Genomic DNA, 15,725 nt, shown 5'->3' on the forward strand with positions numbered 1-15,725 from the left:
CCAAGATCTTTCCTGCGCCGCAGCAAACGCGCAAAGCCTGACCAGAAAGGCGCTCGCGCTCGGTTCAGCTCATCAATTTCTGCATCAGCAACACGTTGTTTTTCAACAGAATCGGCGGGAAGCGGAAATTCGCTGCGCATGCGAATTGCTGAGGTATCACGTTAGAAGGAGACATTCAGCCTTACGTCTCACCGAGCATGCGAAGGCCGCGTTGTTTTTCCGAATTGTCAGAATTTTCGCTGGCTACGCATCTGCTTTACGTGCATATGAGATTCATATTCAATTTCAAGTTGCCTGGGGATGCCAAGAAAAGTGACGACACAAGGGCAAAGCTGCGCAGTGTCCTGCGTAAGCCAAATCGAATTTTGGATACTTCTTGGAGCAGCCATTCAATAGCAACGCATCTCTTCGCCTTGACCGAGTTTTGTAGCTGCAGCCTAAGGTCCAGTGTGGGCTCGAGCCGCCGCACAAGCCAACTATTACAACGGCTCATGCTGCCAAGCTGCGGCCCGTAGCATCACCGGACTTCTCTTCGGATAGCAGTGCTGGCGGAGGCGCCACTTAGTAGTCACACGTTGGTTTGCGCCCGATTAATTACTCTCAAAAAGGCTCGACGACGGCCAGACCTCGCTCAGGTTCCTGATCGTTTATTAGGGGGTAAAGACACCCGCACTTGATGCGTGGCTGCTGTTCGATAAGATGCGCCCATTGGTTGACCACAAAAGAGATTTCTTGCCCCTTTGGGCTGCACGGTTCGGGATCGTTTGAACCCCGGGAAAGGCCTTTCATGAACGGAGACACCCCATACAAGCCCAAACCTTGGGACCCGAAAACAGCCGACGCCCGAGCCGCACATGCGTTCCTATCCGAACTTAGAACCCGAATAGCAACTCAACCTCTGCCCTTTCAGCATGGCGATCTGCGCACCGCTTTGAAAAGCCTCAAGGACCTGTTCGACTTGGCCCGCAAGGCGACCAAGGAATATCCCGGTTGCCAAGAATTTGCCGACACGGTGACGCTGGTCTTGAACCGGGATCTGCGCCCGATGACCGGCAAATGGCATATCCGCGCTGAGCAGGGCGAACTGAACACTCGCGACGGAGCCGTTGCCTTTCACCAGGACCTGACCCAGGTGCAGGCTAAAATGCAGCTATTGGAAAAGACGCTGTATGTCATGGCCTATGGCAGCCCCTGGGTCGGCCTGCCCGTAACGTTAGAGGAAAAGGACCCGTTCCCTGGCCATCTTCCCTTTGGCATTCCGGACAACTGTGGCACCGGTGGTCAGAATGCAGGGCTGATCGATCCGGACAACCGCGCCGGGATCAATGATGAAGAAGCTAAAGAAATCCGCAAACGACGCGATCAACGTACCCCGAAGCCAAACACCGGACCGATCTGTGACGCTACCGGGATGGCCTTTTCCGGAGGCGGTATCCGGTCCGCCAGTTTCTGCCTGGGTGTGGCACAAGTCCTGGCACAGCACCGATTACTGGGACAGTTCGATCTGTTTTCTTCGGTATCGGGCGGAGGCTATACAGCTGCCTTTTTGACCCGTCGGATGGTAGATGGCTGCGAAAGCGATGTGGCCGCTCCGCGTGGGCCCGACACGCCTGCGATCCAGTATCTGCGGCGCAAGGCGGCCTATCTGGATACCGGAAACTTGTCTCAGACCCTGCCACGTGCGATTGGATTGCTGACCGGGATGATCCTGCAATGGACCGTGCCAGCCGCTGTGGTTTCGCTGCTGACTCTGGCACTGTATCTGTTGAACGTGCATTGGGATTTAAGCGCCGCTGTAATGGAGCGCCTGTGGACCAACGCCCATTGGATCGCGCTTGGCTCGGCGCTGCTGGCACTGATTACCTATGCTTGGACGCGACGCAAATGGATCAAAGCCCGTACATTTTTAATGTGGCTTTTCTGGCTTCTGGCCGTAGGGCTTACCACAGCCGCAATCCTACGCTGGCTGTACCTGGATATGTATCTAGTTTATTTCAACAACTCCGACCGAATGCCTTACGGGATCGTCGCACTGGTGGCGGCAACCCTGCCCGCATTGACTCGAACCTTGCCCATGTTGGCGCAACCCTGGGTGCGACGGCTGGGCAATATCGCGGTTCTAGTGCTGGCCGCAATTGCGATCCCGGCAATCGGGGTTTGTCTGGGATTTTGGCTTTACAGCTTCGCGGGTCAAGCTGATCCAGTCCTGAATGTGAATTTCACGCTGCCGTGGACCAATGCACATGTGACCTGGCTACCGCTTCTCGGTTCCGAGATTTCAGCGCTGGATCTTGTGTTCACTGGTACGATCGCAATAACTTTTACGGCCTTTTTCCGGGTCGATATCAATTGGAGCAGCCCACACTGGTTTTATCGTGACAGCCTGGGCAAGACCTTTGTTCGGCTACCACCCCCTACAGCGCGACCCGATCAGCCTCAGCCAGAAGATCGCAACAATATCTCCATCGATCAGCTGGACCCCACGGGCAAGGCACCCTATCTGCTAATGAACGCCGTGGTCAATCTGCCCAATTGCGACCTGCCGCAGTTACATGAACGTAAGGGCGATTTCTTTCTGTTTTCAAAGCATTACTGCGGCTCTCCCGTGACCGGCTATGCCAAAACCAACAGCTGGATCGCCGCCCGCAAACCGGTGGATCTGGCCACGGCTGTTGCGACCTCGGGCGCGGCTGTGGCACCGCAAATGGCGCTGTTGAACATCCCATCGGCGCGGGCGCTGCTGTCCTTTCTGAACATCCGTCTGGGGTTCTGGATCCGCCACCCAGAGAAATCCGACTATGTGCCTGGGCACGCGCCGGGAGCTGTTGTGCTACTGCGCGAAATGTTTGCCAAATGGATGACCGAAAAACACGCCTGGATGATGCTGACAGACGGGGCTCATCTGGAAAATTCGGGGGTCTACGAACTGTTACGCAGACAGTGTCGGTTCATCGTAGCCGTGGATGCCAGCGCCGATGCAGAGGGCAAGTTTGACACGTTGCTGACCCTGACCCGGCACGCGCGGATCGATCTCGGGATCGAAATCCACCCAGCCGTGGATCAGCTGCGTCCAAACAGCAAAACCGGTTTGTCACCGGCCCACGGAATCTTGTGTGATATCCTGTATAAAGGGCCAAATGGGACCACTCACAAAGGTGTGATGCTGTATATCAAGACCACTCTGACAGGAAACGAAGAGCAACTGATCCAAGCTTATCGCCGGGCTAACCCGAACTTTCCGAACCAATCCACCGCCGATCAGTTCTTTGACGAACACCAATTTGAAGCCTATCGCCTTCTGGGTGTGCATTCCGCAGAAAGCCTGCTGGATCCGGTTCTGATAGGCGATCAAGGTCAGCCTGACAGCATTCGCGATTGGCTGACACGGCTGTATGACAGCATTCCCCCAACCCCACCAAATGAACGCCCGGCACGCTAAGCCACCCTGAATTCGGAGCCCGAAAATGCTGCCCACGCCCCTACAGGTGACCCTGTGTCTGGACAAGTCCAACCCATTGGCCAAGAATCTGGCCAATGGGCTGGAAGACTGCTTTCGGGGACGCTCACGCGCCTATCTGGACGGCGCAATCGGGCTGAACGTCGAAGTGCGAGAGCGTGATGCCCGCCCCAAGGTGGGCGCACGATCATATCTGAATCAAGCGCTGCACGGGCTGGTGATCGTGTTCGCCACCCAGAGGCTGACCAAAGACACAGATTTCGCAAACTGGCTGGACGACATCGCGGGGCAGGTTTTGGAAAGCGATCTTCCATCGATCCAGCCGAATCGAGCCCACCGGTTGCTGATCGTGGATCTGGACGGTTCAGCCAAGAATTTGCGCAAGCAAGGGAGTAGGATGCAACGGTTTCAGGCCCTGAATTACGAAAAGCTGAGTAAGGATGAAGCCATTCGCCCCGCCAAATTGGCGCTGATCGCACTGAAACACGCGGCTCAGATCGTCTCGCGCGGCTCACCCATGATCCAGGATCAACTGCGATTCTTTGTCAGCCACGCCAAGCTGGATGGTCAACCCATGGCAAAGGTCCTATCGGACCTGATCAACAAGCTACCCGGCTTTCGTGACTTCTACGACGCCAAAGACATAGAAGAGGGCTCGGACTGGCAACGCGTGTTGGAAGAGGGCGTGCGCGATTCCGTACTGTTGGCGCTGCGATCGGACCTGTATGAAACGCGGGATTGGTGCAAACAGGAAACCCATTGGGCCGAACAATATGCTACGCCGATGCTGGTGGTGGATCTGCGCAACGGATTAAACCTTCCGCCCAGCAAACTTGCGCTGGATGGCATTCCAACCGTGCGCATCAATGATGGCAATTTCTATCGCATCCTGTTTGCGGGCAGCAGTATCGCGCTGACGGCGCGGATGTTCCTGCGGCAGGTTCAGCATTTCTTTGACACACGCAAATTGGACCCCAATCGAACACGCATTCTGGTCCGCCGCCCGTCGATGCTGGCCTTGCACACTGCCTGCGCAGACCTGATCGCGGGCTTAGGGGCTTCAGGCACTTCGGCGACGTCACCCGGCTTTGTCCTTGTTCCCGAAGACGCCATGTCCGATGCGGAATGGGCTGCGGCCAAGGTCTTTGCTCAAAGCATGGATCAAAATCTGAGGATCGAAACCTTGGACAGCATGATCGTTAAAGGATACCTTAAGCCATGATCTCGCATCTGACAGATCAACGCGTTTTGGCCGGGATGGCCGTGGGCATTTCGATTTCCGAAAGTGACCAGCTGGACGCTTTGGGCATTGATTCCGTGACCGTAAACCATGCGGTGCGGGATCTGGTTCAGGCGATCCTAGCCCAAGGCGGGCGCGTAGTCTTTGGTCATGACTGGCGACCTGGTGGCGTGATGGACGATATTTTCGACTTTGCAATCCGGCACAGTGGGCTGTCTATTTCGGCCAAGGTATCAAACCCCGCACCTGTGACCAACTACGTACCCTGGCCGCGTCAAAGTGGGCTGAATTCGATCCGGGCTAAACGTTTTGCCAACATCATTCGGGTGAACGTAGTCAAGCCATCTGAAGCGCCCAAAGCCACGCCGCGGTCCTCATCATCCCGCGGGGTGGTCTGGAATGCCCGCAGTCTGAGTAATATGCGGCAAGTGATGACACAGGATTGCCATGCGCGGATTTGCCTGGGCGGTAAAGCCTCGGGCTATGGAGGCGCAGCAGCAGGCATCGTCGAAGAGGCATATTTGGCCATGCTAGCCGGACAGCCACTGTTCATCAGCGCGATCTTTGGTGGCGCGGCTGAGCAGTTCATCGAGCAACTGCAAGGCAACGCCCCGGACCGCCCACAGGTCTTTGCCCCAGACATTCAGAAGCACCCAAGCCTGGCGGGTGTAGAGTTGCAGGTCGACCCTAATGCCATCGCCGACTGGGGCATTGAAAAACTGAGCCAAGCCAATTTCCTAACCCCCGACGAAAACCGCCAATTATTCGCCGCGACCCAAATTTCCCAAGTTATCGGCTGGGTTTTGGTCGGGCTGGGGCGCTCCACACGGGAGCCCCCCGATCAACACGCGCAAGCGGCGCAATTTTAACAAGTTCTGTGTCTTTAGCTTGTCTGAGCCTGCAGTGCTGCTACACGGCCGGGCAGCACGTGCCGTACGACGCACAATCGTGGCTCTTCATTTCTGCAATCCGGACAATAATGCCCGACCTTCGGGGCAGGCCATTTGGCTTCGACTCACCCAGGCTTGGCCAGAACATAGCTCCTGTCCGTCAGAAAGGCTGGCGAAATCAATAAGACGACCGCATCAGCCCGCGTCAGTCCCGCCGAAATCCGTGCGTTGAAATAGCTCCCGGCAGGCAAATCATCCTAGTCAATGAAACCTGAAACCCCTGTTTTCTAAGCGCGGTTGCTGTGTGCAGACAATTTAACGATCTGTACCTGCAAAGGACCAGAACACCCGACCACGGGATCGAAACCGGACCATACAGCTGTTCAGGCTTTGCGAAACTCTTCTCCAAATCGTCATGCCGCCGATGCTCCTATCATGTCTGCGGCCTCATGGCCTGGGGTTTTGTAGGCAAGGGTGATCAGGGGATGCGCCAGCGATCAGCCCGCTCTCAAGCGAATTGTCCAAAGCCATGCACAGCCGCGCACGCAAAGCTGAGAGGGACAAATCCAACTGGCCCGTTTCCTGCGGGGTAACGTAGAGGATTTTCAGATCGGGCAAAGCAGCGCCTGTTCGTTCTAGACCTCGAAAGTTACCAAGATTGAACATTCGTTCCAATCTTTGTTCGACTTCGTTCAGAAACCTTTCCAACCAACCCAAAGGCGGCTCGGGCAAAATTGCCAGCGCCCGCGTGTCCAGTTGATACCCGGCCCCGATTTCTTCTCCGCTAAGCGCATCCCAGCGGCGGAGTAAAGGCGGGTTTGACAGCGTCCGACCGATCACCGTCGTGCCGTCAAATGCTAGTGTCGGGATCATGCGCCCGGGCGCAGTTTCCAGACGTTTAGCAAGCACCCAACAAGTTTTGTCGCGCTGCCAGATTGATAACATCCCGTCGTGAGTGCCTAGCACGACCCGCTCTCCATCCGGGGCAAACGCCACAGCTGCGAGTGTATTAACCTGAGCCTGGGGGCCTTCTGGCTGCACCACACATCCCTCGGGCTGGTCATATGATGCCACCTTGCGGAATTCGGCTCCATCAAAGCGGGCAAAGACTAAGCTACGCCCAGTGGGATCGATGCTAATATGAGGCCGCCCCTGCGCGGAGTTAAGACCTTTCACCGGAAAAGCCTTGGGATCCTTGCCTGGTGTTAGCGCCACGACCTCTGGATCCGATCCAAAATTGAAATATCCCTTGGGCCGTTCCCGTAGTGCCAAGACCGTCGTGCCCATTCCGGCGATACTGTCAATTCGCCATGGCGTTTCATGCCGCAAAACCTGCTGACCGGAAAGGTCATAGCCCCGCACAACAGCATTGCTTTCATAGTTTACGGCAACATACAGTGTATCCCCAAAGCCGGCGACAGCGACGATCTGCCCCGGGTCCTTGCCGCGTTTTACCGCCGCTATTCGTGTTTCGGAAAAGCTCAGATTGCCCTCCTTCCGTCTCCATTGGACCGGTCCAGTCGGCGAAGCGTGGACAACTCCGTTGGGCGTGCTTGCAAAAACCGTTGGACGTTCAGGCAGATCAAACCTGTGTTGAGTTGTCATAGGACGGGCCGGACGCATCCGCAGGCCTGTGCCCTGTGCGCTTTCCAGTGGCACAGAAACCAGTGCCGCATGGCGCGCACCAGAGAAGAAACCAATCCGCCCGCCTAAGGTCAGAAAATTGCTTTCTGGGTCATGAACCAGCGCAGTCACCATCCCGGGCAACAACTTCTCTACGGATTGACTTTGCAGGACACGCCCAGTCGGGGAGATCTGAAACAGTGTTACCGTTCCGTCCTGACTGCCCACCGCAAAGCCCGGGCTATCGCCTTTGATTCCAGTCAAAGCTGAAGGGTTCAAAAGGCTGAGTTCAGGCCCCGGGCGCAGCGCTTCTCCAACCGGATCATCAAGCACCTGTAGGGATTGCGATCCCATCAGAGCAATCTTTCGTAATTCGCGCAGCACCACACCTTGAAGCGGTTGCACTAAAAGTGGCGTGATCTGTATTGTACAATTGTCCAGGTCCAGAACCTTTAGCTGACCTTGTCCGTTTACGCTTCCAGCCAGGGCAAGCCGGTTGCGATCCAAGAAACCTATCCAGATTACAAACATGCCGGAATGTTGGCAGGGAAGTTCGGACACCTCGCCCGCCGCCGAGACCAGAGTGATCGCATCAGTCCAGCTGCTAATTACGGCAAACCCGCCACCGGGTCGGGCCGCCGGACTATGTCCGCCCACAGTAATCGGCGTAACGACCCCGTTTTCCACCTGCGCCGACCGGCGCATTGAAATGGCGGTGAACCCGTCCGAACCGGGTAATAGAGCCTGCCCGATCGTCGCACCGATCGTTTCTTCCCCCCAACTGTGAACAAGCCGAAGATCCGAGGCATTTAGCCCATGGACCCTATTGCTCTCCAGCGCAAGGACCAACCCTTGGCTGATTGCCAGATCGCGAATATCACCAAAGAGCTGCGGCGCGTAAACCGTGCCGCCGGGCATCCGTGTTTCAACCCGCGAGGCGACGGATAAGACACCTGAGCTGGGAGCAAGCTGCAACGCACGCACCGAACGGTCGAGCGCATCCACCAGATTGCCGTCGGATTGGAACGGCCCGGCCGACGCAAGCAGTGCCTCAGCTACTAGCGCTTCGGCCCTGGCGCGCAACGCGGCGTCATTTGCAGATTTGGCAGCCAGCACCGCGGCCCCAGTTAAGACGACCAAGCCGATCATGGTAGCAGTGATGATACGCAGGCGTCGTGTCTCGACTCGATCGCCCCGAAATCGCCCGGCGATGGAACGGACGACTTTGGCATCTGGCAAATGCCCTTGGCCAATGTCGCGCGCAATGTCGCGGATCTTAAGCACCGGGTCCTGGCCCTGCTCTGACAGATTCTGCCGAGTTTTCAACCAGCCTGACAACCGGTCGGATCGAGGCGCGTCAAGCGCTGCCCCCACAGCGCCATCTACATCGACAAAGATTGGCTCACGCCCAGTGGCCGCGAATTCCCGCACTTCCTGTAACACCCATGATGAACTCTGCAGTGCTGCGGGTCGCGCGACCACAATTAACAACCCCGAGCGTCGAACTCGAACTCGGGTCAAAAGGCTTAGATTCTGCCCAGCTAGAAAATCACGAGTGTCTAGATGGGTTGTAAAGGTTTGCCCCAACGCCCTGTCCAACTCGGCGGCATAGGCCAAGCCATCCTTGTGAGCGTAAGAAATAAATATGTCATAGGCAAAAAGCAGATCATACAGTCGTTGGGGAAATGTTAGAATGGACTTGAGGTTGGAAAAAAATCGCAAAATTCACCTAAACTGTGGCAGAGATTGGATCATGTGGCAAAAAATGCCAACCGTCAAACCCGATACCAGCGCCCTGCAATATGAGGGTCTTTATCGCGTAAATTGGGTGAAGTTCGGGCTTACGCTTCCTCAAAACCGACTTGCCCTTCACACTTAGCTTTGATGACGGTACTATCGATGGACATGTTCGACGAGACGCTGCGGCTGCAGTTGAGTAGGCTCACATTTAGAGACTTCTAGCGGCCGTACAGAGTGCTGTATCCGGCTACGGTCCAATCCAAACCGATTAGCCTCAACAGACTTTCAGCATTAACTTCCAAGGAGTGTAATGCTTTGCGCAAATGTATGGTGAGCAGCATTTCATAGCAGTACCGTCTAAATGACCCACTATATCTTGTAACTCACCTGCACGACCCCAAATCAAATTGAATGGCGGATTGCCTATAGGAGAAGAATTTTGACCAAGGCCTTTGTTAGCTATCACCACAAAAATGATCAGAGTTATCGGGAGCATTTAGCATATCTCGCTGAACACTATGGCTCATTTGAAGACGGATCGGTCGAAGTGGGGGAGATCGACGACAGCCTGTCCAGCGAGGCTATCCGACGTATCATCCGCGATGAATACCTCCGGGACACAAGTGTTACCATTTTGCTCTGCGGCACAGAGACCCGGTTTCGTAAGCACATCGACTGGGAGCTGAAGTCTTCGATGATCGATGGCTCGGTCAACAAGAAGTCCGGGATTCTGGTGATTGATTTGCCTTCAACTTCCTGTACGTCATGGCACGCAGGTTTGCCTGGTGAAAAAGATGCGATTTATTGGGATTACACTGGCGGCTGGACAAATTTTGAGACGAAATCTAAGTTTGAAACGACCTACCCAGATTTACCGGAGCGGATAATCGACAACCTCTTAGAATCTGAAGTTGCAATGTCGGTAGTGCCTTGGTCTCGTATCGAAAACCAACCTGAAAACCTGAAGTTTCTAATTGATGCAACTGCTATAGCCGGTCGTAGCAACAACTACGATCTATCCCTGCCAATGCGCCGAAAAAATTATAATCCTTCTCCCGACTTCAGTTTCGTATGATCTGTTTGACGCTGATGGGGTGGTGAGTGAGCTAGTAGTCAGCCGGGTCTTCGCTCCGCTCTAACCCGGCTGGCAGGTTTCTAATCCTGAAATCCGCCAGCCATCCGGCCGACGCCCCGAAACAGGGGCTCTGGTGTCGCGTTCCGTGCCAGCCTCCTCGGAGCAATCTGGTGCCGCCCACGCAGGCGCGCGGGGCATCGGTTGGTTTACACTTCTTCACTTGATTGCGAATGGCCGCTCTAGATAAGCTGCACTGCGGCGACGGAGACCCTGATCAAGGGCAGCTCTGGGCCGAAAGTCACGGCGAACCACTTCCGCCCCCAAGAAAAGTTGGAACTCATTTTTAGTTCCGGCAACTGATCTACCGTTCAGGATCTGTGTTTGTTGATAGACGCGCACTTCATCGAGCGCGTTACAGAGCCGAACATTCGATGTAGATCTGGTCGCACTATGACGGTTGGGTCAGGTTGGTGTGACGTTCAACAAGTTGGAAATGGCGCTCTGGGGAGGATTCGAACCCCCGACCCCTTGATTCGTAGTCAAGTACTCTATCCAGCTGAGCTACCAGAGCGCGGTGAGGGGGATTTAGGCGCTACAGCGCAGAAGCGCAAGCGCAAAAAGACAGAAAAGTCAGATAAGCCCCAACTCACCCTTTGGCAGCGTTATTTTAAAGGTGGTTCCAGCAGATCCAGTCTCCGCCAGCACCAGCGCCCCGCCGTGGCCCCGGATCAACTCCGCTGAAATCGCAAGCCCCAAGCCGGTGCCGCCTTTGCGAATCCCTCCCTGAAACGGAGTGAACAGATGCTCCTGGGCTTTGGCGGGCAAACCGGGGCCTGTGTCCCGCACACAAATCACCCAACTGTCATCGGCCTCGCTGGCAGAAATCGCAATCTCGCCCGGCTGACCACTGGCCACAATGGCTTGGCGGGCATTGCGCACAAGGTTGGAAATCACACGGTACAGCTGCTCTGCATCTGCGCGCACCATCAAGCCGGAGGGCATGTCTTCGGCAAAGCTCAGGTCGTATTCGCCAATCGCCAGCCGCTCGCTGGCCACCACATCTGACACCAGCTCTGCCGGATCAAACCGCGACAGGGTCGGCGCGGGCTCTTCGGCCTTGCCAAACGCCAATGTGCTTTCACAGAGATGCACGGCGCGAGTGATCGAATTCACCAGCTTCGGGGCGAGCCGCGCCACAAGCGGATCCTCGCTGCTCTCGATACGATCCGTGAACAGCTGCGCTGAGGTCAGGATATTGCGCAAATCATGACTGACCTTCGCCACTGCGCCGCCAAGCTGCGCCAGTCGCTCTTTTTGCCGCAAGGCCGATGTCAGCTCGGTCTGCAGGGTCAACAGCGCCTCTTCCGCCTCCCGCAGCTCGGCCACACTTGATTTCGGTGTGATCACGCTGCGTGCGTCTTCAGGCGCCGCAGCATAGGTCTGCATATAGCGCACAACGCCCTCAATCGGACGCACCAGAATGGCGCGCACCGCAAGGAACAGCAGAAACGCTGTGACCACGGAAATCACCGCAGACAGCGCCAAAACCCGCAGCCCATAGTCGATCATAGCGGCCCGCAGATCCTGCGTATCCATCGTGACCTCAATCAGCAGCCCCGCATCCTGCACAGGCGCGCCAATCACCCGGATCACCCGGTCGCTGCGGTCCAGCAGCTGGATCATCGCATCTTTGATCAACACACCCGCCGTGGCCCCGCGCATGTCATAAGTGTCGCTGATCGGTTCAGGGATCGGAGAGTTCAGGATCAACTGCCGCATTTCATCGCGCCGCAGAACCACGTTATAGACGCCCGCGTTTTTCAGCAGCTCGTCTTCCAGATCCATGTCGATCATGTCATCGGCGAGAAGCGCGAGCGAGGCAATCTGCGCCCGCTCCAGCCGCAACAGCAGATAGTCCTCGCGATAGCGCGCAACCGAGGGCACAAAGATCAGCACCTCGGCCAACATCACAAAAATGACCGTGAGGATCAGGAACCGACCTGAGAGCGAATTGAGCATTCTGCGCGCCCACCTTTGTCTATGGCAGCCAGCGTTGCACAAAACCGACCACCCGTTTGACCTTTGGATTATCAAACAGTTGCGGCGAGAAATAGGCCCCTGCAACACGTTTATTCACCTCACCCACCGTCGGATACGGCGAAATCATGCCGGCGACGGCGCTCATTTTCAGTTTGTTGGCAATCACTAACGCCCACAGGTTGATCAACTCTCCCGCCTGCGGTCCGGCGATGGACACGCCGACAGGCCGCCCTTTCACCACCATGGCTTTGATCAACCCTTTGGCCTTGCGATCCGCAATCAGGCGGTCGTTGTGGGCGATGTCAAACCGCGCCACTGTCAGCTTGTCACCATAAAGCGCGCGCGCCTCTGCCTCGGTCGGGCCGATCTGCGCCAGTTCCGGGTCGGTGTAGGTCGCATAAGGGATGTGATCCGTGCGCGCCTTTGCTGGCAGGCCAAACAAAGCCGAGCGAATGATCACCCCCGCATGATACCCGGCCACATGGGTGAACTGCGCACCGCCCGCCACATCGCCAATCGCATAGACCTTGCGATTGGTGGTTTTCAGGCTCGCATCCACTTTGATGCCGGTCTTTGTTGTCTCAATTCCTGCCGCAGCAAGGTTCAGCCGATCCACATTGGCCTTGCGCCCCACCGCGACCAGCAAATGCGAGCCGGTAAAGCTGCGCCCATCCTGCGTCTCCACAGTGATGGCCCCCGCCTGCCCGCTGATCTGCTTGGCCAGCGCGTCTTCGGCAATCTCCACGCCTTCTGCACGCAGATTATCCAGCACAATCGCCGCCATCTCCGGGTCATCCCGGCCAAGCGCCTTCGCACCCTCGATCACCGTGACCTGAATGCCCAGCCGCTGATGCGCCTGCGCCATCTCCATGCCAATCGGCCCGCCGCCAATGATCAGCAGATGCTCTGGCGTCTCGGTCAGATCAAACAGAGTCTCATTGGTCAGATAAGGCACCCCGTCCAGCCCTGGAATCGGCGGCACCAGCGGGCTGGAGCCCGTGGCAATCACCACCCGGCGCGCGGTGATGCGATGATCGCCAGCCTCTACCACCTTGGGGCTGACAAATCGGCCATAGGCACGGATCACCCGCACCCCAAAGCCCTCAAAGCGCTCTTGACTGTCCATCGGCGCAATCTGCGCAATCACGTCTTTTACATGCGCCTTGGCGGCGGCGTAATCCACCTGCGGCGCCTGATCGGCCACACCATAAATGCTGCTGTGCGCCTGCCCATGCGCGGCCTTGCCGCTCGCGATCAGCGCCTTACTGGGCACACAGCCGAAATTCAGGCAGTCCCCACCCATTTCATGGCCCTCAAGCAGGGTCACATCCGCGCCCATCTGCGCCGCTCCTGCAGCCACAGACAGCCCACCGGAGCCGGCGCCAATGACCAGCACATCGGTCGTTATCTCTTGCATTATACTGTCTCCCGGCCCCGAATTTTCTTGATCACCGCGGGCAGCAGCGACAGCGCCGCCAGACCCAGCATCGGGAGGAGCACATGCGGCTCAAAGATGATGCCCAAATTCGGTGTCTCTCCACGGGCAAAGACCTCACCAAGCCCGGCCCCCACTGAGGTGTAAACCAAACCACCCGGAATGATGCCAATGAAAGTGGACACGACGTAGCGCCACAACCGCACGCCCACCAAAGCCGGGATCAGATTGGCCACAAAAAACGGCACCACCGGCACCAGACGGATCAGAAACAGCATGGTCCACTGGTTTTCATCAATCCCGTCCTTCAGCGCTTTGATCCGGCCCTCAGAGCTGTCCATCTTGGCCGCGAGCCGCTCCCCAAGCCCAAACTTGGCCGCCAGAAACACCACCGTTGCCCCCATCGTGGCCGCACCCACGTTAAAAAGCACCCCCGGAAAGGTGCCAAACAGAAAGCCGCCGGTCAGCGTGGCAATCGTTGCTCCCGGCAGTGAAAAACCTGCGATAATCACATAGAAGGTCATGAAAACCGCCACGGCGGCCCAATAATGTTGATCCCGATAGGCAATCAGCATCTCGCGGTTGTCGCGCAACGTCTCAAAACTCAGGTAATCCCCCAACGCATAGGCCCCGCCCATCGCTGCAACAAGAATCACCGCCAGCGGCACCAATCGTGCCCATTTTGATTTCACCGCCGCGCCCGGCGACTCGCCTGTGCGCTCCATTGCATCTGCCATCGTGGTCATTGCCTTTGGTCAATTCCGTTTCTTGCTTTCAAAATGAAACAGAGACCTTCTAAACAACAGGGGGTTCACAGCGGGTTGATCGCAGTCCCACGGTTTCGTGATGAAATCGGCCCGTTTGGGCGGTTCTGAAACAATCTTCGCCCCGCTTTGGCCATAAGCCTTGCGTTTTTGTCGCAAAACCGCCATCAGGCGTTTGACTTATGACACAGGCCCGTCTAAAGACCGGGCTTCGAATAGACAGGCATCGCGAATCTTTCGCCGACTGCCCAGATTAACAAGATACGGAGACGGAGCGATGAAACGCACCTACCAACCTTCGAACCTGGTTCGTAAACGCCGCCACGGCTTCCGTGCGCGCATGGCCACCAAAGCTGGCCGCAAGATCCTGAACGCACGCCGCGCACGCGGTCGTAAGTCGCTGAGCGCGTAAGCTCACCGACACCGTTCAGACGGAAATGACACCGCCGGAGACCTCCTCGGATGGCATTGCCAACCAAGAGAAGACGTCTCCGGCGGTTTCCGTTTGCGCGCCGGATACTTTGCTGATCCTCAAGAAACGCAGCGACTTTGTGGCCGCATCCCGCGCCCGCAAACAGGGTACGACTGCGATGATGATTCAGGCGCGCAAGCGTCGCGAGTCTGAAGACACCTCCCATGACATCATCCGCGTCGGCTTCACCTGCTCCAAAAAAGTGGGCAATGCAGTCGCCCGCAATCGTGCCAAGCGCCGAATGCGCGAAGTGGCGCGCGCCGTGCTGCCAATCGCAGGCAAGCCGGGCTGGGATTATGTGCTGATCGGTCGCAAAGATGCGACAGCGGCCCGCGACATGCTGGCGCTACAGGCCGATCTGAAGTGGGCGCTCAAAAAACTGCATGCGCCCGCCAAGCCCCGCAAAGATGTGGCATCAACGCCTCAGAAATCACGATAATCTTTGCACTCACACATGGTCTCGTGCCCCCTTTAGGCAATCGTTAACATTTGCACCGCAAAGTTGCGCCGTCGCCCAGAATACCGCTAAGAGAGATCCAGCGATCCCGATGTCCGTTACCGTTCTCCTTACATTTGTTGTCACCACAGATGACACCTCCGCCTTTCGCGAAACCATTTCGGAACTGGCCAAACGGGTGCAATGTATGCCAGGCGCTTTGCGCTATGCGGTCTATCAGGGCGCGGACGATCCCGATTATTTCCACGTTCATCAGGTTTGGGCGAATCGTGGATGCTATCAGGCCTACATCAACAGCACCGAAGCCGCCGCTGCCTTTGCCAGCTTGCGCGGCATTGTCTCTGAACTTCTGGTGAAAGAGCTGACCCCTGTCGCCAACAGCGACAGCACCCCAGTTCTGGTCGCTGTCTGAACCAGACCGAGTCGCGGCCCCCCCCCCCGCACAATCTTGCGCATCGCCAACAACCGTCAGCTTGAGGCACTCAGGCTGCGCGCTCCGCATGCTGTCTGCCCCCCCCAACCCCCTACGATC

The 15,725-nt window shown here is 56.8% G+C and carries 12 protein-coding genes and 1 tRNA gene; 8 read left to right on the plus strand and 5 right to left on the minus strand.

The genetic code is table 11. From position 1 onward, the window contains the following. The 4 genes from J7413_RS20085 to J7413_RS20100 all read left to right on the plus strand — a co-directional run. The coding region (locus tag J7413_RS20085; protein ID WP_209101715.1) for a hypothetical protein at positions 1-316 on the plus strand (316 nt) is incomplete at its 5' end. A gap of 471 nt (positions 317-787) precedes the next feature. Then, positions 788-3,439 carry a patatin-like phospholipase family protein gene (locus J7413_RS20090; RefSeq protein ID WP_209101717.1) on the plus strand — a complete coding sequence of 884 codons (2,652 nt, stop codon included), beginning with the start codon at positions 788-790 and terminating at the stop codon, positions 3,437-3,439. A 25-nt stretch (positions 3,440-3,464) separates the two neighbouring features. Then, the gene (locus J7413_RS20095) at positions 3,465-4,679 is read left to right on the plus strand and encodes a toll/interleukin-1 receptor domain-containing protein (protein ID WP_209101719.1); all 1,215 of its coding nucleotides are present in this window, start codon (positions 3,465-3,467) and stop codon (positions 4,677-4,679) included. Beyond that, positions 4,676-5,566, plus strand: coding sequence for a hypothetical protein (locus tag J7413_RS20100; RefSeq protein WP_209101721.1), 891 nt, complete (start codon positions 4,676-4,678; stop codon positions 5,564-5,566). The genes J7413_RS20095 and J7413_RS20100 overlap by 4 nt, the downstream gene beginning before the upstream one ends. A gap of 468 nt (positions 5,567-6,034) precedes the next feature. Here J7413_RS20100 and J7413_RS20105 read toward each other — a convergent pair whose 3' ends face one another. Next, the gene (locus J7413_RS20105; protein ID WP_209101723.1) at positions 6,035-8,932 is read right to left on the minus strand and encodes a toll/interleukin-1 receptor domain-containing protein; all 2,898 of its coding nucleotides are present in this window, start codon (positions 8,930-8,932) and stop codon (positions 6,035-6,037) included. 457 nt (positions 8,933-9,389) lie between these two features. Here J7413_RS20105 and J7413_RS20110 point away from each other — a divergent pair, with 457 nt between their 5' ends. Next, entirely contained in the window at positions 9,390-10,025 is a 636-nt protein-coding gene (locus J7413_RS20110) for a TIR domain-containing protein (RefSeq protein ID WP_209101726.1), read from the plus strand. 494 nt (positions 10,026-10,519) lie between these two features. Here the strand turns inward: J7413_RS20110 and J7413_RS20115 are convergent. The 4 genes from J7413_RS20115 to J7413_RS20130 form a co-directional block, all read right to left on the minus strand. Next, a tRNA-Arg gene (locus tag J7413_RS20115) sits at positions 10,520-10,596 on the minus strand. A 59-nt stretch (positions 10,597-10,655) separates the two neighbouring features. Further along, complete coding sequence (locus tag J7413_RS20120; RefSeq protein WP_209101729.1) at positions 10,656-12,044, minus strand: HAMP domain-containing sensor histidine kinase; 1,389 nt, start codon at positions 12,042-12,044, stop codon at positions 10,656-10,658. A gap of 19 nt (positions 12,045-12,063) precedes the next feature. Next, complete coding sequence (locus tag J7413_RS20125) at positions 12,064-13,482, minus strand: FAD-dependent oxidoreductase (protein ID WP_209101731.1); 1,419 nt, start codon at positions 13,480-13,482, stop codon at positions 12,064-12,066. After that, the gene (locus tag J7413_RS20130; RefSeq protein WP_209101740.1) at positions 13,482-14,225 is read right to left on the minus strand and encodes a TVP38/TMEM64 family protein; all 744 of its coding nucleotides are present in this window, start codon (positions 14,223-14,225) and stop codon (positions 13,482-13,484) included. The genes J7413_RS20125 and J7413_RS20130 overlap by 1 nt, the downstream gene beginning before the upstream one ends. A gap of 316 nt (positions 14,226-14,541) precedes the next feature. Here J7413_RS20130 and rpmH point away from each other — a divergent pair, with 316 nt between their 5' ends. The 3 genes from rpmH (at position 14,542) to J7413_RS20145 (ending at position 15,605) form a co-directional block, all read left to right on the plus strand. After that, complete coding sequence (gene rpmH, locus J7413_RS20135; RefSeq protein WP_005980833.1) at positions 14,542-14,676, plus strand: 50S ribosomal protein L34; 135 nt, start codon at positions 14,542-14,544, stop codon at positions 14,674-14,676. 25 nt (positions 14,677-14,701) lie between these two features. Continuing rightward, positions 14,702-15,175 (plus strand): ribonuclease P protein component, encoded by a 474-nt coding sequence (rnpA, locus tag J7413_RS20140; RefSeq protein ID WP_209101734.1) that lies wholly within the window; start codon positions 14,702-14,704, stop codon positions 15,173-15,175. 109 nt (positions 15,176-15,284) lie between these two features. After that, entirely contained in the window at positions 15,285-15,605 is a 321-nt protein-coding gene (locus J7413_RS20145; protein WP_209101737.1) for an antibiotic biosynthesis monooxygenase, read from the plus strand. Positions 15,606-15,725: the final 120 nt, after the last annotated feature.

Source organism: Shimia sp. R10_1 (genome assembly GCF_017744095.1).
In the GTDB taxonomy this organism is placed as follows: Bacteria; Pseudomonadota; Alphaproteobacteria; order Rhodobacterales; family Rhodobacteraceae; genus Shimia.